General features: G+C 66.8%; 15 protein-coding genes and 3 rRNA genes. 6 read left to right on the top strand and 12 right to left on the bottom strand.

Annotation, left to right across the window (positions count from 1 at the left end):
• Window positions 1-161: 161 nt before the first annotated feature.
• From rrf to thyX, 6 genes are all read right to left on the bottom strand, one after another.
• Window positions 162-278 (bottom strand): 5S ribosomal RNA (gene rrf, locus OG927_RS24395).
• Between the two features lie 79 nt (window positions 279-357).
• Window positions 358-3482, bottom strand: a 23S ribosomal RNA gene (locus OG927_RS24390).
• A gap of 301 nt (window positions 3483-3783) precedes the next feature.
• A 16S ribosomal RNA gene (locus OG927_RS24385) occupies window positions 3784-5309 on the bottom strand.
• Together the 16S, 23S and 5S rRNA genes form the textbook arrangement of a ribosomal RNA operon.
• 611 nt (window positions 5310-5920) lie before the next feature.
• Entirely contained in the window at window positions 5921-7606 is a 1686-nt protein-coding gene (locus OG927_RS24380) for a ribonuclease J (RefSeq protein ID WP_056792864.1), read from the bottom strand.
• Between the two features lie 130 nt (window positions 7607-7736).
• On the bottom strand, window positions 7737-8636 hold the full coding sequence (gene dapA / locus OG927_RS24375) for a 4-hydroxy-tetrahydrodipicolinate synthase (RefSeq protein WP_056792863.1): 900 nt from the start codon (window positions 8634-8636) through the stop codon (window positions 7737-7739).
• A 152-nt stretch (window positions 8637-8788) separates the two neighbouring features.
• Window positions 8789-9526, bottom strand: coding sequence for an FAD-dependent thymidylate synthase (thyX, locus tag OG927_RS24370; protein ID WP_056792862.1), 738 nt, complete (start codon window positions 9524-9526; stop codon window positions 8789-8791).
• 244 nt (window positions 9527-9770) lie between these two features.
• Here thyX and OG927_RS24365 point away from each other — a divergent pair, with 244 nt between their 5' ends.
• Together OG927_RS24365 and OG927_RS24360 are read left to right on the top strand one after the other, a co-directional pair.
• Window positions 9771-10010: a hypothetical protein gene (locus OG927_RS24365; protein ID WP_056792861.1), complete on the top strand. Its 240-nt coding sequence runs from the start codon at window positions 9771-9773 to the stop codon at window positions 10008-10010.
• A 107-nt stretch (window positions 10011-10117) separates the two neighbouring features.
• Window positions 10118-10672 carry a hypothetical protein gene (locus OG927_RS24360; protein WP_056792860.1) on the top strand — a complete coding sequence of 185 codons (555 nt, stop codon included), beginning with the start codon at window positions 10118-10120 and terminating at the stop codon, window positions 10670-10672.
• A 73-nt stretch (window positions 10673-10745) separates the two neighbouring features.
• On the opposite strand, the gene OG927_RS24355 is transcribed toward OG927_RS24360, so the two are convergent.
• From OG927_RS24355 to eccD, 6 genes are all read right to left on the bottom strand, one after another.
• Entirely contained in the window at window positions 10746-11198 is a 453-nt protein-coding gene (locus OG927_RS24355) for a tetratricopeptide repeat protein (protein WP_056792859.1), read from the bottom strand.
• A gap of 14 nt (window positions 11199-11212) precedes the next feature.
• Complete coding sequence (gene dapB / locus OG927_RS24350) at window positions 11213-11965, bottom strand: 4-hydroxy-tetrahydrodipicolinate reductase (RefSeq protein WP_330320771.1); 753 nt, start codon at window positions 11963-11965, stop codon at window positions 11213-11215.
• Between the two features lie 44 nt (window positions 11966-12009).
• Window positions 12010-13389, bottom strand: coding sequence for a M16 family metallopeptidase (locus tag OG927_RS24345; RefSeq protein WP_330320770.1), 1380 nt, complete (start codon window positions 13387-13389; stop codon window positions 12010-12012).
• Window positions 13386-15599, bottom strand: a complete 2214-nt coding sequence (locus OG927_RS24340) for a polyribonucleotide nucleotidyltransferase (RefSeq protein WP_056792856.1) — start codon at window positions 15597-15599, stop codon at window positions 13386-13388. The genes OG927_RS24345 and OG927_RS24340 overlap by 4 nt, the downstream gene beginning before the upstream one ends.
• 272 nt (window positions 15600-15871) lie before the next feature.
• A complete protein-coding gene (gene rpsO / locus OG927_RS24335; protein ID WP_003965855.1) occupies window positions 15872-16162 on the bottom strand; it encodes a 30S ribosomal protein S15 in 291 nt (96 codons plus the stop codon).
• 176 nt (window positions 16163-16338) lie between these two features.
• Window positions 16339-17817, bottom strand: coding sequence for a type VII secretion integral membrane protein EccD (eccD, locus tag OG927_RS24330; protein ID WP_330320769.1), 1479 nt, complete (start codon window positions 17815-17817; stop codon window positions 16339-16341).
• 185 nt (window positions 17818-18002) lie between these two features.
• Between eccD and eccCa the strand changes: the two genes are divergently transcribed.
• The 4 genes from eccCa (at window position 18003) to OG927_RS24310 (ending at window position 25645) form a co-directional block, all read left to right on the top strand.
• A complete protein-coding gene (gene eccCa, locus OG927_RS24325) occupies window positions 18003-21956 on the top strand; it encodes a type VII secretion protein EccCa (protein ID WP_330320768.1) in 3954 nt (1317 codons plus the stop codon).
• Window positions 21957-22140: 184 nt separating this feature from the next.
• On the top strand, window positions 22141-22596 hold the full coding sequence (locus OG927_RS24320; protein ID WP_057573580.1) for a hypothetical protein: 456 nt from the start codon (window positions 22141-22143) through the stop codon (window positions 22594-22596).
• Window positions 22597-22639: 43 nt separating this feature from the next.
• Window positions 22640-23296: a hypothetical protein gene (locus tag OG927_RS24315; RefSeq protein ID WP_330320767.1), complete on the top strand. Its 657-nt coding sequence runs from the start codon at window positions 22640-22642 to the stop codon at window positions 23294-23296.
• Window positions 23297-23353: 57 nt separating this feature from the next.
• Window positions 23354-25645: a DUF6571 family protein gene (locus tag OG927_RS24310; protein ID WP_056792853.1), complete on the top strand. Its 2292-nt coding sequence runs from the start codon at window positions 23354-23356 to the stop codon at window positions 25643-25645.
• Window position 25646 lies beyond the last annotated feature (1 nt).

Raw genomic sequence — 25646 nt, 5'->3', positions numbered from 1 at the left:
GCTCAAAACCAGGCGTGCGGCGATTCCGCCGCGGCCGCGCCGGCACGTCCCCCACTCCGCAGAGGCGCCCGACCTGAATCGGGCCCGCGAGCGCGGCAGAACCGGCCCGGAACGCAGAAAAGCCCCGTGCCACAAGGGCACGGGGCTTTCCCGGAATAATTGTTCGGCGGCGTCCTACTCTCCCACAGGGTCCCCCCTGCAGTACCATCGGCGCTGAAAGGCTTAGCTTCCGGGTTCGGAATGTAACCGGGCGTTTCCCTAACGCAATGACCACCGAAACACTATGAAATTAACCAACACCGGATGAAAACACGGCCGTTCGTTATTTCAGAACTAACACAGTGGACGCGAGCAACTGAGGACAAGCCCTCGGCCTATTAGTACCAGTCAGCTCCACCCGTTACCGGGCTTCCACATCTGGCCTATCAACCCAGTCGTCTACTGGGAGCCTTAACCACTCAAGGTGGTGGGAATACTCATCTCGAAGCAGGCTTCCCGCTTAGATGCTTTCAGCGGTTATCCTTTCCGAACGTAGCCAACCAGCCATGCCCTTGGCAGGACAACTGGCACACCAGAGGTTCGTCCGTCCCGGTCCTCTCGTACTAGGGACAGCCCTTCTCAATATTCCTACGCGCACAGCGGATAGGGACCGAACTGTCTCACGACGTTCTAAACCCAGCTCGCGTACCGCTTTAATGGGCGAACAGCCCAACCCTTGGGACCGACTCCAGCCCCAGGATGCGACGAGCCGACATCGAGGTGCCAAACCATCCCGTCGATATGGACTCTTGGGGAAGATCAGCCTGTTATCCCCGGGGTACCTTTTATCCGTTGAGCGACAGCGCTTCCACAAGCCACTGCCGGATCACTAGTCCCGACTTTCGTCCCTGCTCGACCCGTCGGTCTCACAGTCAAGCTCCCTTGTGCACTTACACTCAACACCTGATTGCCAACCAGGCTGAGGGAACCTTTGGGCGCCTCCGTTACTCTTTAGGAGGCAACCGCCCCAGTTAAACTACCCATCAGACACTGTCCCTGATCCGGATCACGGACCCAGGTTAGACATCCAGCACGACCAGAGTGGTATTTCAACGACGACTCCACAACCACTGGCGTGGCCGCTTCAAAGTCTCCCACCTATCCTACACAAGCCGAACCGAACACCAATATCAAACTATAGTAAAGGTCCCGGGGTCTTTCCGTCCTGCTGCGCGAAACGAGCATCTTTACTCGTAGTGCAATTTCACCGGGCCTATGGTTGAGACAGTCGAGAAGTCGTTACGCCATTCGTGCAGGTCGGAACTTACCCGACAAGGAATTTCGCTACCTTAGGATGGTTATAGTTACCACCGCCGTTTACTGGCGCTTAAGTTCTCAGCTTCGCACACCCGAAAGTGCACTAACCGGTCCCCTTAACGTTCCAGCACCGGGCAGGCGTCAGTCCGTATACATCGCCTTACGGCTTCGCACGGACCTGTGTTTTTAGTAAACAGTCGCTTCTCGCTGGTCTCTGCGGCCACCCCCAGCTCACCGAGTAAATCGGATCACCAGTGATGGCCCCCCTTCTCCCGAAGTTACGGGGGCATTTTGCCGAGTTCCTTAACCATAGTTCACCCGAACGCCTCGGTATTCTCTACCTGACTACCTGAGTCGGTTTAGGGTACGGGCCGCCATGAAACTCGCTAGAGGCTTTTCTCGACAGCATAGGATCATCCACTTCACCACAATCGGCTCGGCATCAGGTCTCAGCCTTAATGTGTGACGGATTTACCTACCACACGGCCTACACCCTTACCCCGGGACTACCACCGCCCGGGCTGGACTACCTTCCTGCGTCACCCCATCGCTTACCTAGTACAAGTCTGGTTCATCGGCTCCACCACTACCCTCAACTCCGAAGAGATCGGGCCGGCTTCACGGACTTAGCATCGCCTGATTCAGTATTGGGCGTTTCAAAGCGGGTACCGGAATATCAACCGGTTGTCCATCGACTACGCCTGTCGGCCTCGCCTTAGGTCCCGACTTACCCTGGGCAGATCAGCTTGACCCAGGAACCCTTAGTCAATCGGCGCACACGTTTCTCACGTGTGTATCGCTACTCATGCCTGCATTCTCACTCGTGAACCGTCCACAACTCGCTTCCGCGGCTGCTTCACCCGGCACACGACGCTCCCCTACCCATCCATACGGGCGTTGGCCCTATGTGTATGAATGACACGACTTCGGCGGTACGCTTGAGCCCCGCTACATTGTCGGCGCGGAATCACTTGACCAGTGAGCTATTACGCACTCTTTCAAGGGTGGCTGCTTCTAAGCCAACCTCCTGGTTGTCTCTGCGACTCCACATCCTTTCCCACTTAGCGTACGCTTAGGGGCCTTAGTCGATGCTCTGGGCTGTTTCCCTCTCGACCATGGAGCTTATCCCCCACAGTCTCACTGCCGTGCTCTCACTTACCGGCATTCGGAGTTTGGCTAAGGTCAGTAACCCGGTAGGGCCCATCGCCTATCCAGTGCTCTACCTCCGGCAAGAAACACACGACGCTGCACCTAAATGCATTTCGGGGAGAACCAGCTATCACGGAGTTTGATTGGCCTTTCACCCCTAACCACAGGTCATCCCCCAGGTTTTCAACCCTGGTGGGTTCGGTCCTCCACGAAGTCTTACCTCCGCTTCAACCTGCCCATGGCTAGATCACTCCGCTTCGGGTCTAGAGCGTGCAACTCAATCGCCCTATTCGGACTCGCTTTCGCTACGGCTTCCCCACACGGGTTAACCTCGCTACACACCGCTAACTCGCAGGCTCATTCTTCAAAAGGCACGCAGTCACGACTGCTGTTCCGAAGAACAACAGCGACGCTCCCACGGCTTGTAGGCACACGGTTTCAGGTACTATTTCACTCCGCTCCCGCGGTACTTTTCACCATTCCCTCACGGTACTATCCGCTATCGGTCACCAGGGAATATTTAGGCTTAGCGGGTGGTCCCGCCAGATTCACACGGGATTTCTCGGGCCCCGTGCTACTTGGGTGTCTCTTAAACGAGCCGTTGATGTTTCAGCTACGGGGGTCTTACCCTCTACGCCGGACCTTTCGCATGTCCTTCGCCTACACCAACGGTTTCTGACTCGTCTCACAGTCGGCAGACTATGAAAAAGAGATCCCACAACCCCGTATGCGCAACCCCTGCCGGGTATCACACACATACGGTTTGGCCTCATCCGGTTTCGCTCGCCACTACTCCCGGAATCACGGTTGTTTTCTCTTCCTGCGGGTACTGAGATGTTTCACTTCCCCGCGTTCCCTCCACACTGCCTATGTGTTCAGCAGCGGGTGACAGCCCATGACGACTGCCGGGTTTCCCCATTCGGAAACCCCCGGATCAAAGCTTGGTTGACAGCTCCCCGGGGACTATCGTGGCCTCCCACGTCCTTCATCGGTTCCTGGTGCCAAGGCATCCACCGTGCGCCCTTAAAAACTTGGCCACAGATGCTCGCGTCCACTGTGCAGTTCTCAAACAACGACCAGCCACCCATCACCCCACCCTTACAGGTGAGTTCACTGGGGCCGGCAACCGAAGACCGTGACTCAACGAGCCCGTACCTTCAGATACCCAACAGCGTGCCCGACCCAACCGATCCTCTTCACTTTCCACGCCGAAGCAGTACTCACGAAAACAACCTGTTGTGCCGAATAGTCAACGTTCCACCCATGAGCAACCACCGTCGAACATTTGCCGACGTAATGGTCTCTGGATTCCCCGAAGGAAACCTAGATGCTCCTTAGAAAGGAGGTGATCCAGCCGCACCTTCCGGTACGGCTACCTTGTTACGACTTCGTCCCAATCGCCAGTCCCACCTTCGACAGCTCCCTCCCACAAGGGGTTGGGCCACCGGCTTCGGGTGTTACCGACTTTCGTGACGTGACGGGCGGTGTGTACAAGGCCCGGGAACGTATTCACCGCAGCAATGCTGATCTGCGATTACTAGCAACTCCGACTTCATGGGGTCGAGTTGCAGACCCCAATCCGAACTGAGACCGGCTTTTTGAGATTCGCTCCGCCTCGCGGCATCGCAGCTCATTGTACCGGCCATTGTAGCACGTGTGCAGCCCAAGACATAAGGGGCATGATGACTTGACGTCGTCCCCACCTTCCTCCGAGTTGACCCCGGCAGTCTCCTGTGAGTCCCCATCACCCCGAAGGGCATGCTGGCAACACAGAACAAGGGTTGCGCTCGTTGCGGGACTTAACCCAACATCTCACGACACGAGCTGACGACAGCCATGCACCACCTGTATACCGACCACAAGGGGGGCACCATCTCTGATGCTTTCCGGTATATGTCAAGCCTTGGTAAGGTTCTTCGCGTTGCGTCGAATTAAGCCACATGCTCCGCTGCTTGTGCGGGCCCCCGTCAATTCCTTTGAGTTTTAGCCTTGCGGCCGTACTCCCCAGGCGGGGAACTTAATGCGTTAGCTGCGGCACCGACGACGTGGAATGTCGCCAACACCTAGTTCCCAACGTTTACGGCGTGGACTACCAGGGTATCTAATCCTGTTCGCTCCCCACGCTTTCGCTCCTCAGCGTCAGTAATGGCCCAGAGATCCGCCTTCGCCACCGGTGTTCCTCCTGATATCTGCGCATTTCACCGCTACACCAGGAATTCCGATCTCCCCTACCACACTCTAGCTAGCCCGTATCGAATGCAGACTCGGGGTTAAGCCCCGAGCTTTCACATCCGACGTGACAAGCCGCCTACGAGCTCTTTACGCCCAATAATTCCGGACAACGCTCGCACCCTACGTATTACCGCGGCTGCTGGCACGTAGTTAGCCGGTGCTTCTTCTGCAGGTACCGTCACTTGCGCTTCTTCCCTGCTGAAAGAGGTTTACAACCCGAAGGCCGTCATCCCTCACGCGGCGTCGCTGCATCAGGCTTTCGCCCATTGTGCAATATTCCCCACTGCTGCCTCCCGTAGGAGTCTGGGCCGTGTCTCAGTCCCAGTGTGGCCGGTCGCCCTCTCAGGCCGGCTACCCGTCGTCGCCTTGGTAGGCCATTACCCCACCAACAAGCTGATAGGCCGCGGGCTCATCCTTCACCGCCGGAGCTTTTAACCCCGCCCCATGAGGGACAGAGTGTTATCCGGTATTAGACCCCGTTTCCAGGGCTTGTCCCAGAGTGAAGGGCAGATTGCCCACGTGTTACTCACCCGTTCGCCACTAATCCACCCCGAAGGGCTTCATCGTTCGACTTGCATGTGTTAAGCACGCCGCCAGCGTTCGTCCTGAGCCAGGATCAAACTCTCCATGAATGTTTTCCCGTAATCGGGAGAGCACCATAGAAGAGCGGGACAACCAACCGGAATAGGGCTGGTCATCCACAGCGTCCTCGCTGATGTTGCCTACCCGCCACATGGGCCAGTAGGACTTCAAAGGAACCACCAACCCACCGAAGTGGGCCGGGGTATCAACAAATTTGGCGTTGACTTTTGGCACGCTGTTGAGTTCTCAAGGAACGGACGCTTCCTTCGGTCCCGTTTCACCGGGGCCCTCCGGGCGCTTCCCTTCGTTCTTGCGTTTCCGACTCTATCAGACTCTTTCGTGTCCGATTCCCGGTCGAAGCGGGTGCCGATTTCCAGTTCTTCGCTTTCGCGTTTCCCTTTCCGGCGAGTCCGACTTTACCAGACTCTTTTCCGTTCCGTTTCCGGTCCGAATTTGATTCCGGCGGCCAGTTGGAGCGGCCTTTGCCTTTCGGCGGATCCGACTTTATCAGAGATTCTGAGTCGGAATTCCCGCCCCCACTCGGTGCGCCCCGGCGCATGGCTGCGCGCGGTGGTTCCCGGTCGGGCGGAGCCGTAAACCTACTGGAGCGGGGCGCCTCGATGCAAATCGAGGCGCCCCGCTCCAGGTCGGTGAGGTCCGGTCAGACCTCGACGACGACCGGAAGGATCATCGGGCGCCGGCGGTAGGTGTCGGAAACCCACTTGCCCACCGTGCGACGGACCAGCTGCTGGAGCTGGTGCGGCTCCATGACGCCGTCCTGCGCCGACTTGTTCAGGGCTTCCTCGACCTTGGGCACCACGGCCGTGAAGGCACCGTCGTCGATGCCGGAGCCGCGGGCCTGGATGTGGGGGCCGCCCACGATCTTGCCCGAGGAGCTGTCCACCACGATGAAGACCGAGATGATCCCCTCGTCGCCGAGGATGCGGCGGTCCTTGAGGGAGGTCTCCGTGACATCGCCGACCGAGAGGCCGTCGACATAGACGTAGCCGGCCTGGACCTTGCCGACGATCTTGGCCTTGCCGTCGATGAGGTCGACGACGACGCCGTCCTCCGCGATGACGATGTGGTCCTTCGGCACACCGGTCAGCGCACCGAGTTCGGCGTTGGCCCTGAGGTGGCGCCATTCGCCGTGCACCGGCATGAGGTTCTTCGGCTTGCAGATGTTGTAGAAGTACAGCAGTTCGCCGGCCGAGGCGTGGCCGGAGACGTGGACCTTGGCGTTGCCCTTGTGGACGACGTTGGCGCCCCAGCGGGTGAGGCCGTTGATCACGCGGTAGACCGCGTTCTCGTTACCGGGGATCAGGGACGACGCCAGGATCACGGTGTCGCCCGGAACGATCCGGATCTGGTGGTCGCGGTTGGCCATGCGGGAGAGCGCGGCCATCGGCTCGCCCTGGGAACCCGTGCAGACCAGCACGACCTCGTCGTCCGGCAGGTCGTCCAGCGTCTTGACGTCGACGACCAGGCCGGCGGGCACCTTCAGATAGCCCAGATCACGGGCGATGCCCATGTTCCGGACCATGGAGCGTCCGACGAACGCGACCCTGCGGCCGTACTCGTGGGCGGCGTCCAGGATCTGCTGGATGCGGTGCACGTGGCTGGCGAAGCTGGCCACGATGATGCGCTTCTGGGCGTTCGCGAACACCGTGCGCAGCACGTTGGAGATGTCCCGCTCCGGCGGTACGAAGCCGGGAACCTCGGCGTTCGTCGAGTCGGAGAGGAGCAGGTCGATGCCCTCCTCGCTCAGCCGGGCGAACGCGTGCAGGTCGGTGAGGCGGCCGTCCAGCGGCAGCTGGTCCATCTTGAAGTCGCCGGTCGCGACGGCCATGCCAGCAGGCGTGCGGATGGCGACCGCGAGGGCGTCCGGGATGGAGTGGTTGACCGCGATGAACTCGCAGTCGAAGACACCGATGCGCTCGCGCTGCCCCTCGGTCACCTCCAGGGTGTAGGGGCGGATGCGGTGCTCCTGCAGCTTGGCCTCGATGAGCGCGAGGGTCAGCTTGGAGCCGATGAGCGGGATGTCCGGCTTCAGCCGGAGCAGGTACGGGACGCCACCGATGTGGTCCTCGTGGCCGTGCGTGAGGACGATGCCCTCGACGTCGTCCAGGCGGTCCCTGATGGTGGTGAAGTCCGGCAGGATCAGGTCGATGCCCGGCTGCTCCTCCTCGGGGAAGAGCACACCGCAGTCGACGATGAGCAGACGGCCGCCGTACTCGAAGACCGTCATGTTGCGGCCGATCTCGCCCAGGCCGCCGAGCGGGGTTACCCGCAGGGCGCCCTTCGGCAGCTTCGGCGGCGTACCGAGTTCAGGATGCGGATGACTCAAAAGACTCTCCTTACCACGCGCGCCACGTACCGCTGAGGGCACGTGGCGCGTATGTCATTCGTGCACTTGCTGTTGTCAGGTCGTGTTTCTCGTGCGAGTGACCTCGCGTATTCAGTTGTGAAGTCCGTGGTTACAGCTGTACCCCGCCGGCTGCCAGATCGATCTTGAGCTGGGCCGTCTCCTGCGCGGTGAGTTCCACCAGTGGCAGGCGCAGCGGACCGGCCGGCAGGCCCTGCAGGGTGAGTGCGGCCTTACTGGTGATCACACCCTGGGTGCGGAACATCCCGGTGAAGACCGGGAGCAGCTTCTGGTGTATCTCGGTGGCCTTCTGCACGTCGCCGCCCAGGTGGGCCTCGATGAGCGCACGCAGGTCGGGGGTGACGACGTGGCCCACGACCGAGACCACGCCGACCGCTCCGACCGAGAGCAGCGGGAGGTTCAGCATGTCGTCGCCGGAGTACCAGGCGAGGCCGGACTCGGCGATGGCCCAGCTGGCGCGGCCCAGGTCTCCCTTGGCGTCCTTGTTGGCGACGATGCGGGGGTGCTCGGCGAGGCGTACGAGCGTCTCTGTGTCGATCGGCACACCGCTGCGGCCCGGAATGTCGTACAGCATGACGGGCAGACCGGTGGAGTCCGCGATGGCGCCGAAGTGCCGGAGCAGGCCCTCCTGCGGCGGCTTGTTGTAGTACGGCGTGACCGCGAGGAGGCCGTGGGCTCCGGCGCGCTCGGCGGTGCGGGCGAGCTCGACGCTGTGCCGGGTGTCGTTGGTGCCGATGCCGGCGACGACGTGGGCCCTGTCCCCCACTGCTTCGAGTACAGCCCTTACGAGCTGGTCTTTCTCCGCGTCGCTGGTGGTCGGGGACTCGCCGGTGGTGCCGTTGATGACCAGGCCGTCGTTGCCTGCGTCCACCAGATGGGCGGCGAGACGCTGGGCACCGTCGAGGTCGAGTGCGCCGTCCGCCGTGAAGGGCGTGACCATAGCGGTGAGGACCCGCCCGAAGGGGGTCTGCGGAGTGGAGATCGGAGCCATGGGTAACACGCTACTCGTTGCTCGGAGCGCCGTGTCCCCTCGGGGGGACGGCGAAGAGGAGCCCGGCACTGCCTGCTCGGGGGTTCAGGCAGTACCGGGTCCGTTTCATCAGCCTAGATGAATTTCATGAAACGCCGCAATACGGACACCGCCTACGGGGCTACCCGTCCGTTTTTGTTGAAGGCCGCATGAGTGAGCGGCATGAGCTGCTGCCAGTGCTGTTCCATCTGTTCCCCGACCATTTCGATCTCGCGCTGCGGGAAGGACGGAACCTTCGCCAGCTCGTGCTGGGTGCGCAGACCGAGGAAGTGCATCAGTGAGCGTGCGTTGCAGGTGGCGTACATCGTGGAGAACAGTCCGACGGGGAGCACCGCGCGGGCGACCTCGCGGGCGACTCCGGCTGCGAGCATCTCCTGGTAGGCGTCGTAGGCCTGGCGGTAGGAGTCCTCCATGGCACGGCTGGTGAGCGCGTGCTGCTCCGGGGTTCCCTCGACGAACTCGTACTTGCCGGGGCGGCCCTGCTGGATGAGCTTGCGGGACTCCCCCGGGACGTAGAAGACCGGCTCCAGCTCCCTGTAGCGGCCCGATTCCTCGTTGTACGACCAGCCCACCCGGTGCCGCATGAACTCGCGGAACACGAAGATCGGGGCGCTGATGAAGAAGGTCATCGAGTTGTGCTCGAACGGGCTTCCGTGCCGGTCCCGCATCAGGTAGTTGATGAGTCCCTTGGAGCGCTCGGGGTCCTTGGTGACCTCTTCCAGGGACTGCTCACCGGCCGTGGAGACACGGGCTGCGAACAGCACATCGGAGTCACCGGCGGCGGATTTCACCAGGTCAACGGTGACATCGCTGCGGAAGTGGGCCTTTGTGGGCTCGGGGGTGTCGGTCACCGGCGGGGGTCCTTCCAATGGCGTCGCTCGGGCGGCGCCCACTTTACGGCCGCGGAGCGGCGCACCTTTCACCGGCTTGCGGCCGGCGGCCGGAACGTAGTGAGAGGCCCGCCACCGCCGTAGGGGGCACGCATCCGTCCGTAGGAAATCTTCGGCGGGTTCGGCGATTCGGGGCACCGATCGGGTCTCCCGTACGTCTGACTCATTAGCAGCACCCGTTACAGAGTTCAAGGAGAGTTTCCTCATGTTCCGCCGGCGTGAATCCGTCCCGTTCTCGTTCGTGGCCGAGGCCGACCGGTTCCGCAGTAATGTCACTCCACCGCCCCGCGCGCGTGCCAGCGTCTCCCAGCTGGTCGGTCATTCTCTCGTGGGGCTGACCCTGATCGCCGGTTTCGCCGGGTCGCTGCTCTTCGGGCTGCCGGCTCTCGACACCGATCCGGCGCCCTCGCACGGTCAGACGTCCGAGGCCTCCCAGCACCGCTGAACCCCTCCCGCCGCTCCCGACGGGCCCCCTGGGGTGGTCGGCCGGAGGGCTGCTCGGTAGCCTCACCGGGCACAGCAATCGAGCGTGCTTGTGAGTAAGGATCAGTCGTGCCCCTGCCCTTTCTGACGGCCGACCGCGCATTCGACGCGGGCGCAGAGGACATCGCGCTGCCGTTCGACGACCACGACGTCTGGCGGCGGCCCTACCGTCCCGGACCGTGGCGGGTCGCAGCAGCGGCCACCCAGCTGCTGCTCGCGTCGTTCGTGCTGCTCGCGGCGATGATCATCTCGTTGGCCGGATCACTGTCCGCGGCCACCGCGTGCTTCGTGCTCGCCGGCCTGGTGATCGCCTGCGCGCTGCGTCTGCTGCGGGTCGGCGCCTGGGTCAGCCGACACGGCGTACGCCGGGTGGGCTTCTTCCGGACCACCACCGTGCCGTGGGGCGGTGCGGCGTCGGTCCGTACGGTCCAGCAGCCGGTGAAGTGGCTCGGATTCCCGCGCACCGTCCAGGGACAGGCCCTGGTCGTGGTGCGGCGGAGCGGCGAGACGCTGCCTCCGCTGGTCACCGATCACAACGCGGACTTCCTGGCCCGTGCGGAGGCGTTCGAGCGTGCCACCGACACGATAGAGGCCTGGAGCGACGAGTACAGCGTCGCCGGATGACGCGGTCGGGGCCGCCCGTGAGGACGGCCCCGACAGCACGGCAGCACCGTAGGACGAGCCGGTACGGCGCCTCTCAGGCGCGTACCGGCTTGTTCGCGTGCAGGGCGATGGCGCGCTGCATCGCCTTGCGGGCCCGTGGCGTGTCCCTGGCGTCCTGGTAGGCGACGGCCAGCCGGAACCAGCAGCGCCAGTCGTCCGGGCTGTCCTCGGTCTCCTCACGGCGCTGTGCGAACACGGCGTCGGCGGAGTCCCGGTCGATGCGCCCGGACGGGGTGCGCAGCAGCTCGTCGACGGGCAGGCCGCCCTCGGCGTCCAGTTCCGCCGCGAGGGCGTTGGCCCGGCGGACGAACTGGGTGTTCTTCCAGAGGAACCAGACGCCGATCACCGGCAGGATCAGCACGGCCACCCCGAAGGTGACCGTGAGGAGGGTGCCGTGCCGGATGAGCAGGACGCCGCGGCTGCCGGCCAGGACGAAGTAGAAGACCAGGACGGCTGCGGTGACGGCGTACGTGAGCTTTGCGCGCATGGGTTCGGGCCCAGTCAGTTCAGGTCGAGGAAGTGTTCCAGGCCGAAGGTGAGGCCGGGAGTGGTCACCACGCGGCGGGTGCCGAGCAGGATGCCCGGCATGAAACTGCTGTGGTGCAGCGAGTCGTGGCGCAGGGTGAGCGTCTCGCCCTCCCCGCCCAGCAGGACCTCCTGGTGGGCGAGGAGGCCGCGGAGCCGGACCGAGTGGACCGGGACCCCGTCGACGTCCGCGCCGCGGGCGCCGTCCAGTGCCGTGTCCGTGGCGTCCGGCTGCGGGGCGCAGCCGGCCTTGTCGCGGGCCGCGGCGATGAGCTGGGCGGTGCGGGTGGCGGTCCCGGAGGGGGCGTCCGCCTTGTTGGGGTGGTGGAGCTCGATGACCTCGACGGACTCGAAGTAGCGGGCGGCCCGCTCCGCGAACTTCATGGTGAGGACCGCGCCGATCGAGAAGTTCGGCGCGATGAGCACGCCTGTCTCCGGGGAGCCGGAGAGCCAGGTGTTCAGCTGCGTGAGCCGCTCGTCGGTCCATCCGGTGGTGCCGACGACCGCGTGGATGCCGTGCCGGACGCAGAATTCGAGGTTGTCCATCACCGATGCGGGTGTGGTGAGCTCGACGACGGCCTGGGCGCCGGCGTCCGTGAGGGTCTCCAGCGTGTCGCCGCGGCCGAGGGCGGCCACCAGCTCCATGTCGTCGGCGGCCCCGACGGCTCGTACCGCCTCGGACCCGATGCGTCCGTGGGCGCCGAGAACGGCCACGCGCAGCTTGCTCATGTGCTCTGCTTCCTGACTGAGAGGTGAGAGGGGGCCGTGAGCGGTCAGGAGACCGCTTCGTGGAGGCGGTCCGCCTGCTTGTCCTTGAGTGGCCCGATGACCGACAGCGAGGGGCGGTGGCCGAGGACGTCGGCCGCCACGGCTCGCACCTCGTCGGGGGTGACCGCCGCGATCTTCGCCAGCATGTCGTCGACCGACATCTGCTCGCCCCAGCAGAGCTCGCTCTTGCCGATGCGGTTCATCAGTGCCCCGGTGTCCTCCAGGCCGAGGACCGTGGAGCCGGAGAGCTGTCCGATGGCGCGGCCGATCTCCTCGTCGCCGAGGCCGTCCGTCGCCGCGCGGTCGAGCTCGTCGCGGCAGATCCTCAGGACGTCGTGCACCTGGTTGGGCCGGCAGCCCGCGTACACCCCGAAGAGCCCGCAGTCGGCGAAGCCGGAGGTGTACGAGTAGACGCTGTAGGCCAGGCCGCGCTTCTCCCGTACTTCCTGGAAGAGGCGTGAGCTCATGCCGCCGCCGAGGGCGGTGTTCAGGACGCCGAGCGCCCAGCGGCGCTCGTCGGTCCTGGCCAGACCCGGCATGCCGAGGACCACGTGGGCCTGCTCGGTCTTGCGGTTCAGCAGCTCGACCCTGCCGGCGGTGCGCAGGGTGCGTGAGCCCTCGCGCGGCGCCGTGGGGACGGCGTCGGTGCGGCTCAGGGCGCCGGCGCGCTCGAAGGCCCTGCGGACCTGGCGCACCACGGTGGCGTGGTCGACGTTGCCCGCCGCTGCGACGACCAGGTGCGTGGGGTCGTAGTGCTTCTTGTAGAAGCGGGCGATCTGGCCGCGGTTCAGCGCGTTGATCGTGTCGACGGTGCCGAGGACCGGGCGGCCCAGCGGGGTGTCGCCGAGCATGGTGTGCGCGAACAGGTCGTGCACGCAGTCGCCCGGGTCGTCCTCCGTCATCGCGATCTCCTCGAGGATGACGCCGCGCTCGGCGTCGACGTCCTCGGGGGCGATCAGCGAGCCGGTCAGCATGTCGCAGACGACGTCGATGGCCAGCGGCAGGTCGGTGTCCAGGACCCGCGCGTAGTAACAGGTGTACTCCTTCGCCGTGAAGGCGTTCATCTCGCCGCCGACCGCGTCGATCGCGGAGGAGATGTCGAGGGCGCTGCGCCGGGCGGTGCCCTTGAAGAGGAGGTGTTCGAGGTAGTGCGTCGCGCCGTTCAGGGTGGGCGTCTCGTCGCGTGATCCGACGTTGGCCCAGATCCCGAAGGTGGCGGAGCGGACGGAGGGCAGGGTCTCGGTGACCACACGGAGGCCGCCGGGGAGAACGGTGCGGCGGACGGTGCCGATGCCGTTGGTGCCCTTGAGAAGCGTTTGGGTACGGGCGACGGCCCGCCCCTCCGAGGAGGGGCGGGCCGTCGTCACGGAACTACGGGACGTCACTTGTCGGTGTCGTCCTTCTTCTCGTCCTCTTCGCCCTCGATGACGGGGATGAGGGAGAGCTTGCCGCGGGAGTCGATCTCCGCGATCTCGACCTGGACCTTGGCGCCGACGCCGAGCACGTCCTCGACGTTCTCCACGCGCTTGCCACCGGCGAGCTTGCGGATCTGCGAGATGTGCAGCAGACCGTCCTTGCCGGGCATCAGGGAGACGAAGGCACCGAAGGTGGTGGTCTTGACGACCGTACCCAGGTAGCGCTCGCCGACCTCCGGCATGGTCGGGTTGGCGATCGCGTTGATCGTGGCGCGGGCGGCCTCGGCCTGCGAGCCCTGCTGGGCACCGATGTAGATGGTGCCGTCGTCCTCGATCGTGATGTCGGCGCCGGTGTCCTCCTGGATCTGGTTGATCATCTTGCCCTTGGGGCCGATGACCTCACCGATCTTGTCCACCGGGATCTTGACGGTGATGATCCGCGGGGCGTTCGGGGACATCTCGTCCGGGACGTCGATGGCCTCGTTCATGACGTCCAGGATGTGCAGACGCGCGTCACGGGCCTGCTTCAGCGCGGCGGCCAGGACCGAGGCGGGGATGCCGTCGAGCTTGGTGTCGAGCTGGAGCGCGGTCACGAACTGCTTCGTACCGGCGACCTTGAAGTCCATGTCGCCGAAGGCGTCCTCCGCACCGAGGATGTCGGTGAGGGCGACGTAGTGGGTCTTGCCGTCGATCTCCTCGGAGATCAGGCCCATGGCGATACCGGCGACGGCGGCCTTGAGGGGCACACCGGCGTTCAGCAGGGACATGGTGGAGGCGCAGACCGAGCCCATGGACGTCGAGCCGTTGGAGCCCAGCGCCTCGGAGACCTGGCGGATCGCGTAGGGGAACTCCTCGCGCGACGGCAGCACCGGCACGATGGCGCGCTCGGCGAGCGCGCCGTGGCCGATCTCGCGGCGCTTGGGCGAGCCCACGCGGCCGGTCTCGCCGACGGAGTACGGCGGGAAGTTGTAGTTGTGCATGTAGCGCTTGCGGGTCACCGGGGAAAGGGTGTCCAGCTGCTGCTCCATACGGAGCATGTTGAGGGTGGTGACGCCCAGGATCTGGGTCTCGCCACGCTCGAACAGCGCCGAGCCGTGCACGCGCGGGATGGCCTCGACCTCGGCGGCGAGCGTACGGATGTCCGTGACGCCGCGGCCGTCGATGCGGACCTTGTCCTTGATGACGCGCTGGCGGACCAGCTTCTTCGTCAGCGCGCGGTAGGCACCGGAGATCTCCTTCTCGCGGCCTTCGAAGGCCGGGAGGAGCTTCTCGCCCGCGATCTCCTTGATGCGGTCCAGCTCCGCCTCGCGCTCCTGCTTGCCGGCGATGGTGAGCGCCTTGGAGAGCTCGGTGCTGACGGCCTTGCTGAGCGCCTCCAGGACGTCGTCCTGGTAGTCGAGGAAGACCGGGAACTCGCCGGTGGGCTTGGCGGCCTTGGCGGCGAGGTCGGACTGGGCCTTGCAGAGCGCCTTGATGAAGGGCTTCGCGGCCTCGAGACCGGCGGCGACGACCTCTTCGGTCGGGGCCTCGGCACCGTCCTTGACGAGCTGGATGGTCTTCTCGGTGGCCTCGGCCTCGACCATCATGATCGCGACGTCGCCGTCCTCCAGGACGCGCCCGGCGACGACCATGTCGAAGACGGCGTCCTCGAGCTCGGTGTGCGTCGGGAAGGCGACCCACTGGCCCTTGATCAGGGCGACGCGGGTGGCGCCGATGGGGCCGGAGAAGGGCAGGCCCGCCAGGATCGTGGAGGCGGAGGCGGCGTTGATGGCGACCACGTCGTACAGGTGGTCGGGGTTGAGCGCCATGATCGTCTCGACGATCTGGATCTCGTTGCGCAGGCCCTTCCTGAAGGAGGGGCGCAGCGGGCGGTCGATCAGGCGGCAGGTGAGGATCGCGTCCTCGGAGGGCCGGCCCTCGCGGCGGAAGAAGGAGCCGGGGATCTTGCCGGCCGCGTACTGCCGCTCCTCGACGTCCACCGTGAGGGGGAAGAAGTCGAGCTGGTCCTTGGGCCGCTTGGAAGCGGTGGTGGCCGACAGCACCATGGTGTCGTCGTCCAGGTACGCGACGGCGGAGCCGGCGGCCTGCTTGGCCAGGCGGCCCGTCTCGAAGCGGATGGTGCGGGTGCCGAAGGTGCCGTTGTCGATCACGGCTTCGGCGTAGTGGGTCTCGTTCTCCACTAGTGATTTCTCCATACTCGTCGTCTTTCGTCCTTCCGCCCGTGTGGCGGAGGACGGTGTGGAGAAGCGCGCCCGTGTGTGCGGGCCGGTCTTCGATCGAAGCCACCGGGCGTTGTCCCGGAGGCCACTACCGAGGACCGGCGGCGGCCGTGGCGCGCCTCTCCTCGTTCTGTTGTCGTGCGTCCAGGTTACTGAGCCTGACCCCGGTCGCGCACGTACAGCAAAGGGAGCGGCCCCCTGGAATGGGGGAACCGCTCCCTCTCACAGCGTCCTTACTTGGCGCCGCCGGCCGCACCGCGGCGGATGCCGAGGCGGTCGACGAGCGCACGGAAGCGCTGGATGTCCTTCTTGGCCAGGTACTGAAGGAGGCGGCGACGCTGGCCGACCAGGATCAGCAGACCACGACGGGAGTGGTGGTCGTGCTTGTGCGTCTTGAGGTGCTCCGTCAGGTCCGAGATCCGGCGGGAGAGCATGGCGACCTGGACCTCGGGGGATCCGGTGTCACCCTCCTTCTGGGCGAACTCGGACATGATCTGCTTCTTCGTAGCGGCGTCGAGCGGCACGCGTACTCCTCTTGGTGTTCGATGCGCCCACGAGTGCCCCTGGTCTTGATCTCAGGGGAGCTTCCGTGACTCGGAGGCGAAGGTCCGATGAGCGCAGTCCCCAGGATGATCCGGAGACGCGTACACAAACGGCCACTGGTCAGAGTACCAGCCGTTCGGGGTACCTCCGACGGGCGTCAGCCGGTCATGGCCCTGGCGCGCGTGAAGACGTCCAGCACGGCCAGGCAGAGCGGGACCAGGGAGAGCAGCAGTGCGCTCTCCGTGAGGTCGAGGAGCCGGCCCCAGAAGGGGGAGAGGCCCTTGCGCGGGATGACGAGGCCGATGGCGGTCAGGAGAGCCGCTCCCGCGGCGACCGCTGCCGAGAGCCAGATCGTACGGATGTCCAGGGAGCCCCGGTCCCCGTAGCGCACCAGGTCGTACAGCAGGTCGGCCGGCGGGTTGAGTGCGAGGCCGAGGACGAGCAGGCCCGTGGCGCCGATGCCGGCCACCAGGACGCAGGCGACCTGGGAGGTGTAGCGGAAGAGGCGGGCGCGCAGCAGCATCGCGAGTCCGGCGGTGAGGGCCAGCACCTGGCCCCAGATGTTGTGCGAGAAGCCGAGTACGGCGGCGGAGCCGACGACGACCGCGGCGCAGCCGCCGACCAGGCCGAGGAGCATCTCGTGGCCGCGGCGGGCCTGGGCGGCGATGCGGTCGGCGTCGACGGGCTCGGGACCGGCCTCGGGTGCGGTGCCCGGTTCGGTGAAGGTGTCGTCGTAGCCGGCGGCGGTGCTCGGGGACGCGTAGCCGATGGGCAGCCGGGCGAAGCGGGCGGAGAGGCCGGGCAGGAACGCGACCAGGCCGAGGGCGACGACGAGGGTGACGGACGCGGTCTCGGTGGCCGAGACCTCGGTGAGGATCGCGACGAAGGTGGCGAGGGTGCCGACGGTGGCGAGGAAGGTCGCCGCGACGAACGGTGCGTCGCCGCTCGGGGTGAGGGCGACCAGGACGACCGAGGCGAGCAGGACGGCGACACAGCCGAGCAGGAACTGCAGCCGTCCGGGGCCCTGGCCGGCGTCGGCGCCGATGATGCCGGAGCCCGCGATGAGGACGAGGGGGAGCGCGCCGAGCCCGAGCGCGACGGCCGTGGACCGGTCCGCGTAGACCCGGGCGCGCACCCCCGCGAAGGCGGTCAGCAGGAGTCCCGCGGAGCCCGCGATGATGCCGGGCAGGCTGTGCATGTCGTGGCGTACGGGGTCCGCGAACCAGAGGACGAAGCCCATCAGTACGAGCAGCAGGACGCCGCCCACCAGTCCCGCGCCGCGCAGGAGTTCGTCGCTCCACAGGTGGCGGTCGCGGGTGACGGCCGAGGCGACGGCGTCCGAGACGTCGTCGAAGACTGCGGGCGGCAGCGACTGCGCGAAGGGCCGCAGGCTGAGGAGTTCGCCGTCGAGCACCTGTTGGGCGGAGAGCGTGCGGGCGCCGTCGAGGACGGTGCCGTCGCGGCGTACGAGGTGATAGCCGGTGGGTGTGCCGGCAGCCTGGGTCTGGCCCGTGAGACGCAGTATCTCGGGGTAGACGTCGGCGACTGCGATGTCCTCCGGGAGGGCGACGTCGATGCGGCTGTCGGGTGCCACGACAGTGACGCGGCAGAAACCCGTCGCTGCGTTCGTACTCACGTGTCTGGTCCCCCTGATTCGCGGTTGCGCACAGTGCGCGCGCCACCCTACCGGGAGGGCTGAAGGCGGCCTGCACGTAGGATCACCGTCGCGCGGAGGCACGTCCGCAGCACACGCAGCCACGGGGGCGTCGGCGCGGACCAGACCGGCCCTCCGCCCGTCCGTATGGAGGGATTGGTGTTCCGGTGAGCCAGATCGTCGTGAAACGACCCCCGCGGTCCCTGCCGCCGGAAGTACCCGCGGACGCGTTGACGTTGGAGGCTCCTCCCGAACTGCCGCGCGGGCAGCAGGAGGGCATGCTGATGCAGATCCTGCCGGTCCTCGGCATGGGCTCGTCGGTGGTCTTCTTCTTCTCTCCGCAGGCACCTCCGTTCATGCGGATCATGGGTGTGCTGATGCTCGTCTCGACCGTCGCGATGGTGGTCGCCCAGATCGTCCGGCACCGTCGCGGTACGCAGGGGCAAATGGGCGATGTCCGGCGTGACTACCTCAAGTACCTTGCCCAGACGCGTCGGACGGTGCGCCGGACGGCGCGTTCCCAGCGCGACGTGCAGCTGTACCTGCACCCCGCGCCGGAGCAGCTCTGGTCGGTGGTGGCCGAGGGCAGCCGGGTGTGGGAGCGGCGCGTCGGCGACAAGGACTTCGCGCAGGTACGGGTGGGGCTCGGGGCGCAGCAGCTGTCGACTCCCCTGGTCGCTCCGGACACCGCCCCGGTGGATGAGCTGGAACCCATGTCCGCGGGGGCGATGCAGCAGTTCCTCGCGGTGCACGGGACGCTGGACGGCCTGCCGATGGCGGTCTCGATGCGCGCCTTCTACCACGTGACCGTGTCCGGCCGGCCCGACGCGGCCCAGTCGACGGCGCGGTCGCTGGTGGCGCAGCTGGTGACGATGCACTCCCCCGATGACCTGATGGTCGCCGTCGTGGCGGCGCCGGGTGCGGTGGGGCGCTGGGACTGGACGAAGTGGCTGCCGCACACGCAGGTACCGGGGCAGGTCGACGGGGCCGGTACGAAGCGGCTGTTCGGGGACGACCTGGGTGAGCTGGAGCCGCTGCTGGCAGGCCGGCTCGACGGGCGTCCGCGGTTCGGGCGGGAGAACCGGCCGGTGCTGGACCAGCCGCACATCGTGGTGGTCCTGGACGGCGGGATGGTTCCGCCGGACTCGCTGTTCGCGGCGGCCGAGGGCCTGCAGGGCGTGACGATCGTCGAGGTGGTGCCGGGTGAGCTCGACGAGCCGCGCGGCGGGCTGTCGATCGTGGTGCGGCCGGGGCTGCTGCGGCTGGAGTCCGGCGCGGGTCTGGCGTACGAGGGGGTACCGGACGGCATCTCCCTGGAGGCCGCGGAGGCACTGGCCCGTCAGCTGGCGCCGCTGCGTATGGGCGGGGGCGACGACGACGAACCGCTGCTGGCCAACCTGGACTTCACGGATCTGCTGAATCTGGGGGACGCGGCCTCGGTCGACGTGGCGCGCACCTGGCGGCCCCGGTCGGTCTCGGAGCGGCTGCGGGTGCCGATCGGTGTCGGCGAGGACGGCCAGCCGGTGATGCTGGACCTCAAGGAGGCCGCGCAGGAGGGAATGGGGCCGCACGGGCTGTGCGTCGGGGCGACGGGTTCCGGCAAGTCGGAGCTGCTGCGGACCCTGGTGCTCGGGCTCGCGGTGACGCACTCCTCGGAGACGCTGAACTTCGTGCTCGCCGACTTCAAGGGTGGTGCGACGTTCGCCGGGATGTCGCAGATGCCGCACGTGGCGGCGGTCATCACCAACCTCGCGGACGACCTGACCCTGGTCGACCGCATGGGCGACGCGATCCGCGGTGAGCTGCAGCGCAGGCAGGAGCTGCTGCGCTCGGCGGGCAACTACGCCAACATCCACGACTACGAGAAGGCCCGGGGCGCGGGCGCGGCCCTGGAGCCGCTGGCCTCGCTGGTGCTCGTCATCGACGAGTTCTCCGAACTCCTGACCGCGAAGCCGGACTTCATCGACATGTTCATCCAGATCGGCCGGATCGGCCGTTCACTGGGCGTGCATCTGCTGCTCGCCTCGCAGCGTCTGGAGGAGGGCAAGCTGCGCGGCCTGGACACGTACCTCTCGTACCGGATCGGTCTGCGGACCTTCTCGGCGGCCGAGTCGCGCACGGCGCTGGGCGTGCCGGACGCGTACCACCTGCCGTCGGTGCCGGGGTCGGGCTACCTGAAGTTCGGCACGGACGAGATGACCCGCTTCAAGGCGGCGTACGTGTCGGGGACCTACCGCACGGGCGGCCCGGACCTGTCGGTCGGACAGCTGCCGATCGAGCGGCGGCCCGCGGTGTTCAGCGCCGCGCCCGTGCCCGTCGTGTACGCGGCACCCGATCCGGCGCACCTGCCGGCGCGCACGGCGGACGACGACGCGCTCGCCGACACGGTGCTCGACGTGATCGTGCGGCGGCTGGAGGGACAGGGCGTGCCCGCCCACCAGGTGTGGCTGCCTCCGCTGGACCGGGCGCCGACGCTGGACCAGCTGCTGCCGGGGCTGGCGGCCACCGCGGACCGCGGGTTCACGTCGACCGAGTACACCCGGCCCGGTGGTCTGACCGTACCGCTCGGCCTGATCGACAAGCCGTTCGAGCAGCGGCGTGAGGTGCTGTACCGCGACTTCTCCGGCGCGGCGGGTCACATGCTGGTCGTGGGTGGTCCGCAGTCCGGGAAGTCGACCATGATGCGGACCCTGGTCTCCTCGTTCGCCCTCACCCACACTCCTCACGAGGTGCAGTTCTACGGTCTGGACTTCGGCGGTGGCGGTCTCGTCTCGCTGGCGGGCCTCCCGCATGTCGGCGGGATGGCGTCACGGCTGGATCCGGAGCGGGTGCGCCGGACGGTCGCGGAGGTCGGGGGCGTCCTCACACGGCGCGAGGAGTTCTTCCGGGCCCACTCCATCGACTCCATCGCCACCTACCGGCGCAAGCGTGCCCGGGGCGAACTGCCCGGTGAGGCCTGGGGCGACGTGTTCCTGGTCATCGACGGCTGGGGCGGTTTCCGGGCAGAGTACGAGGGGCTCGAGCAGGTCATCACGGACATCGCCTCGCGCGGTCTCGGCTACGGCATCCATGTGGTGATCACCGCGGCCCGCTACATGGAGGTGCGGGCGGCGCTGAAGGACCAGATCCTCGGGCGGCTCGAACTGCGGCTCGGTGACGTCATGGACTCGGAGTTCGACCGCAAGGTCGCGGCGAACGTCCCGACGGGTGTGCCCGGCCGTGGCCAGGTTCCGGAGAAGCTGCACTTCATGAGCGCCCTGCCGCGTATCGACTCCGTCAGCAGTGGTGACGACCTCTCGGAGGGCACCGCCGCGTTCGTGGAGGCCGTGAAGGCGAACTGGGCGGGGCCGGCGGCGCCGTCCGTGCGGCTGCTGCCGCGCAAACTGCCCGCGGACCAGCTGCCGAAGGGCTTCGAGTTCCCCGAGCGGGGGATCGCGATCGGTATCGACGAGACCTCGCTGGAGCCGGTGTTCGTCGACTTCGAGACGGACCCGTTCTTCCTGGTCTTCGGTGAGAGCGAGTCCGGCAAGACCAACCTGCTGCGGCTGATCGCCAAGCAGATCGCGGAGCGCTACTCCCCCGACGAGGCGAAGATCGTCGTCGGTGACTACCGGCGGGCCCTGCTGGGGGCGCTGCCCGAGTCCCATCTGCTGGAGTACGCGCCGATGGCGAGCGCGATGCAGATGCACATGGAGGCGCTCGCGGGGGTGTTCTCGCGCCGCCAGCCTCCGACCGATGTGACGCCGCAGCAGCTGCGGGACCGCAGCTGGTGGTCGGGGCCGCAGATCTTCATCATCGTCGACGACTACGACCTGGTGGCCACGAACGCGGGCAATCCGCTGGCGCCGCTCGCGGAGTACCTGCCGTTCGCCCGGGACACCGGGGTCCGCTTCATCATCGCGCGCAACTCGGCGGGTGCGTCGAGGGCGATGTACGAGGGCTTCATGCAGCGCATCAAGGAACTGGGCGCGCAGGGTGTGGTGCTGGCCGGCGACCCGTCCGAGGGCGAGCTGATCGGGTCCGTGCGAGGCCACGCGATGCCGCCGGGGCGCGGCTACTTCGCCTCACGCCGGCGCGGGACCCCGCTGGTCCAGACGGGGCGGCTGCCGCAACAGCACTGAGGGCCGGGGCGGGTACCGGGCGCGGGCCTCCCGCACCCGGTACCCGCCGTTCCGGTTCCCGGGCCGGAGCCGGGGCCGGGTGAGCCATGCGTTAGCTTTGGCTTCCTGTGCGGCCTACACACAAAGGCCCGGAACGGGGTCGCGCGACGGCAGGTCCGGGCACACACCGGCATACGGGGGACGCGTGGGATTCGACGAGGACTGGGGCCTGCTGCGTGCGCAGCCCCCGGCACCGCAGGGCACGTCCATGCGGCTGAACGGCGTGGACGAGGGTCCGTTGCCCGGTCTCGGGGGCCGGGCCGACCTGGCGTCCACCCCGGCGGAGAAGAAGGCCGCGGCGAACACCATAGAGACCGAGCTGGAGCCGGACACCAGGAAGGCCGCCGACTGGGCGGACGAGTCCTCCGCCACTGCGGTCAAGGAGTTCGCCGGCTGGGACACCGGGGCGGGTCTGAAGAAGGTGACGGAGACCTGGGACAAGCAGGTCAAGGTGCTGATGGGCCGGCTCTCCGCGGAGAAGAACTCGCTGCGCGGGGCTTCCACCCTGTTCGGCGGCAACGAACTCGAGGTCAACTCCCAGTTCTCTCCCGTCCTCAGGCCCCCGACCGGGCCGTACGCCTCCGGTCTCGACGGGTTGTAGGGGTATGCGTCCGACAGCGGAACGACGAGAGACGGGTGCGCCCATGCGCGGATCGCGCTACGCGGTGTGCTGTGCGGCGGTGCTGATGACGGCGCTGCTCACCGGCTGCCAGACGGACACCGGCAGCGGCACCGGTCCGTCCGTGAGCGTCGAGGGCCTCGCGGAGACGGCGGACGAGGTGGGCCCCGAGGGCGCGGACACCTGCCCGCTCCCGTACGACTTCGCGAAGGCCGCGTCCGCCGCGGAGATCCCGGGCGAGGCCGGCCCCGGCCTCGCACCCGGCGGCGGCGACGAGTCCACGGCCACGGCCGAGAACGGCTTCGAGGCCGAGCAGGACGAGCCGTTCGCCGGTAACCCCGGGGCGCTGGTCAGCTGCTGGTTCCACGTCGGCGAGCAGTCGGTGCAGGTCCACCTCATCGCGGCGGAGAAGCCGCAGCCGGAGTACCTGCTGGCCCCCTTGCTGGTGAGCGTGAGCGGGCAGGAAGTCGACGCGGTCAACTCCTATCTGCGCAGCACGGAGAAGGGCGCGCCGGGCCGTCCGGTGCTCGGTTCGACCGGCGACTACGCCACGGTGCGGGTCGAGCCCGACGGTGAGGGCCACGCCGCTCTGCTGCTCACGCCGGGCGACGCGGACACGGACCGCCTCGACGGGAAGCAGCTGACGGACCTGAGCCGGGCCCTGTACGCACAGATCACGTAGCCGGACGGACAGCGCCGCCCACCGCGGCCGACGAACGACGAACCGACGGGGGACCACATGCTCACGTATCACGAGGTCATGACGACCGACCTCTCCCAGCTGACCACCGCGGCGGGCAAGTGGGACGGCATGGCCGCGGAGCTGAAGAAGGTGGAGGGCCGGTACGGGGAGAGCGTCCAGAGCATCACCCTCGGGCCGACCTGGATGGGCCGGAGCGCCTTCACCGCCCAGACCAACTTCGCCGCGACGCGCTACGAGTACTCCGCCGCGCAGGTTCAGGCCAAGGCCATAGCTTCGTTGTTGCGTGATGCCCACGCCGACTTCGTCCGGCTGAAGAGAAACCTCGAGAACAAGGTCGCCGAGGCCGTCAAGGCGGGGATGCGGGTGTCCGAGGCCGGGGTCGTCACGTACGACACCAGTGATCTCACCGAGGGCGAACGCAACGCCATGCGTCACGACCCGGACTACGCGGCGAGTGTGCGCACGGCGGTGAGCTCGTGGTCCGGCGCGATAGACGACTGCGTCAAGGCCGTGGACGACGCCGACCAGGGGGTGAAGATCGCTCTGGACGCCGTCACGGTGGACGGCATCGGCGGCAGGAACGACGCGACGGCGGGTGTCGGCTTCAACGGGCAGGCACAGGGCGACGTCGAGAAGTACGAAGCGGAGAACACCCAGGAGATAGCGACCCGGATCAACAACGGCGACAAGGTCTCCGCCGCCGACATGGCGGAGTTCCAGCGCTCGGTCCGGGACAACTCCCATGACAAGGCGTTCTCGCAGACACTGCTGAACGGGCTCGGCCCGGACGGCCTCATGAAGGTCAACACCAAGCTCAACGACCGTGCCTTCGACTCGGACACGAAGCACAGGGGCCAGTACCAGGACATCCAGCGCGGGCTGGCCAACACCATCGCCACCGCAACGAAGGTCCCCGGCAGTGTGAAGGACGCCCCGCCCGGATCGCCGGCCTTCAAGAAGTGGGTCGAGAGCGGCGACGGGACGTTCTACCGGGAGTGGACGGACAAGCTCGACAAGGCCGGTACCGAGAATTTCGGCAGCGGGACCCAACCGCTCTACGGATACCAGTCGCTCGTCAGTCTCATGCAGCACGCGGACCAGCCCTACGACGACCAGTTCCTGTACGACATGGGTGACGACCTCATCGCCCTGGACAAGGAGTCGCCGAACTACTTCACCCAGTGGGGAGCCTTTCGGGACGGCGTCGAGACGGACCCGCTGGACGGCCTGCTCGGTGTCATGAGCAAGAACCCCGACGCCGCGACCGCCTTCTTCGACCCGGACGGCAACGGTTCGGGGGGCGACCACGTGGACAACAACCACCTGGCGTATCTGGCGGGCCAGGGCGAGGACGCCAGGAAGTGGCCGGAGCTGCACGTGACCGGTTACGGCGTCACGACCATGGACGACCCGACGTCCAGGATCGGCCTCGGTCTTGCCCTCGAGGCGGCGACCACGGGCCGCGAACCCGGCTCGGAGGGCGCGTCGTTCGGCCACCACTCGGAGGCCCAGGCCCGGGTCATGCAGGAAACCATCAGCGTCCTGGACCAGGGCTCGAAGGGCGACACGGTCCCGCAGAACCTGAAGGTGCCCCTCGGCCGTGCCCTGTCGGACTACACGGTCGACACCCACGCCATTCTCAGCGGCACGGCCCCGGGCAGCCCCACCGGCCTCGACGAGATCAGCGGCCGCGGCGACGAGTCCGGGATCACCAGTTCCAAGCACAGCCTTCTGCGTGTGATGCGCGGGGTTTCGGATGCCCCGTACGGGGAGACGGCCGATGGCGAGCCCGTACTCGTCTACGACCTCCTGTACGAGAACGAGAAGCGGTACGCGGCCGAATACCTCCTCACCGCGAAGGACGCTCCGCCGGAGCAGGTGGGCAATGTCGTCGGCGACTGGGACAACAAGGCACGCCACGTCGGCGAGGTGTACGGAGCGATGAACGCCATCGGCTCCGACATGACCCTCGACGACCGCGACACCAAAATCGGGAACCTCAACGACCAGATGCGGTACACGTACCACGGCGTCGGTGGCCTCTTCACCCAGATCCCCGTCGTGGGCGATCCGGTCCAGCGCATGGTCGACGCGGCCACCTACGAGTACTCGAAGGACGTCGCCGCCGAGGCGGAGGACGCGGCCCGCGCCGAGGAGAGCACCAACACCTCGGCGGGGATCGCGGGCACGAACAACCTCCTCGACGCGTGGGGGAACGAACGGAGTTTCGCCGGCTCGGAGGCACACGACCATGCCAAGGGAGAAGCCAAGCAGAGTTACATCACGGGGCGCGAGGACGCGTACTCGGCGCTACGCACGAGGAAGTAGG

The organism is Streptomyces clavifer, assembly GCF_036345975.1.
In the GTDB taxonomy this organism is placed as follows: domain Bacteria; phylum Actinomycetota; class Actinomycetes; order Streptomycetales; family Streptomycetaceae; genus Streptomyces; species Streptomyces clavifer.
This window is presented reverse-complemented; position numbering and strand designations above follow the sequence as displayed.

What these genes read in the sequence shown, in the direction of transcription:
- OG927_RS24310 (WP_056792853.1), top strand. Translation starts at nt 23,354, where the DNA reads ATGCTCACGTATCACGAGGTCATGACGACCGACCTCTCCCAGCTGACC.
- dapB (WP_330320771.1), bottom strand. Translation starts at nt 11,965, where the DNA reads ATGAGCAAGCTGCGCGTGGCCGTTCTCGGCGCCCACGGACGCATCGGG.
- dapA (WP_056792863.1), bottom strand. Translation starts at nt 8,636, where the DNA reads ATGGCTCCGATCTCCACTCCGCAGACCCCCTTCGGGCGGGTCCTCACC.
- OG927_RS24365 (WP_056792861.1), top strand. Translation starts at nt 9,771, where the DNA reads ATGTTCCGCCGGCGTGAATCCGTCCCGTTCTCGTTCGTGGCCGAGGCC.
- OG927_RS24355 (WP_056792859.1), bottom strand. Translation starts at nt 11,198, where the DNA reads ATGCGCGCAAAGCTCACGTACGCCGTCACCGCAGCCGTCCTGGTCTTC.
- OG927_RS24315 (WP_330320767.1), top strand. Translation starts at nt 22,640, where the DNA reads ATGCGCGGATCGCGCTACGCGGTGTGCTGTGCGGCGGTGCTGATGACG.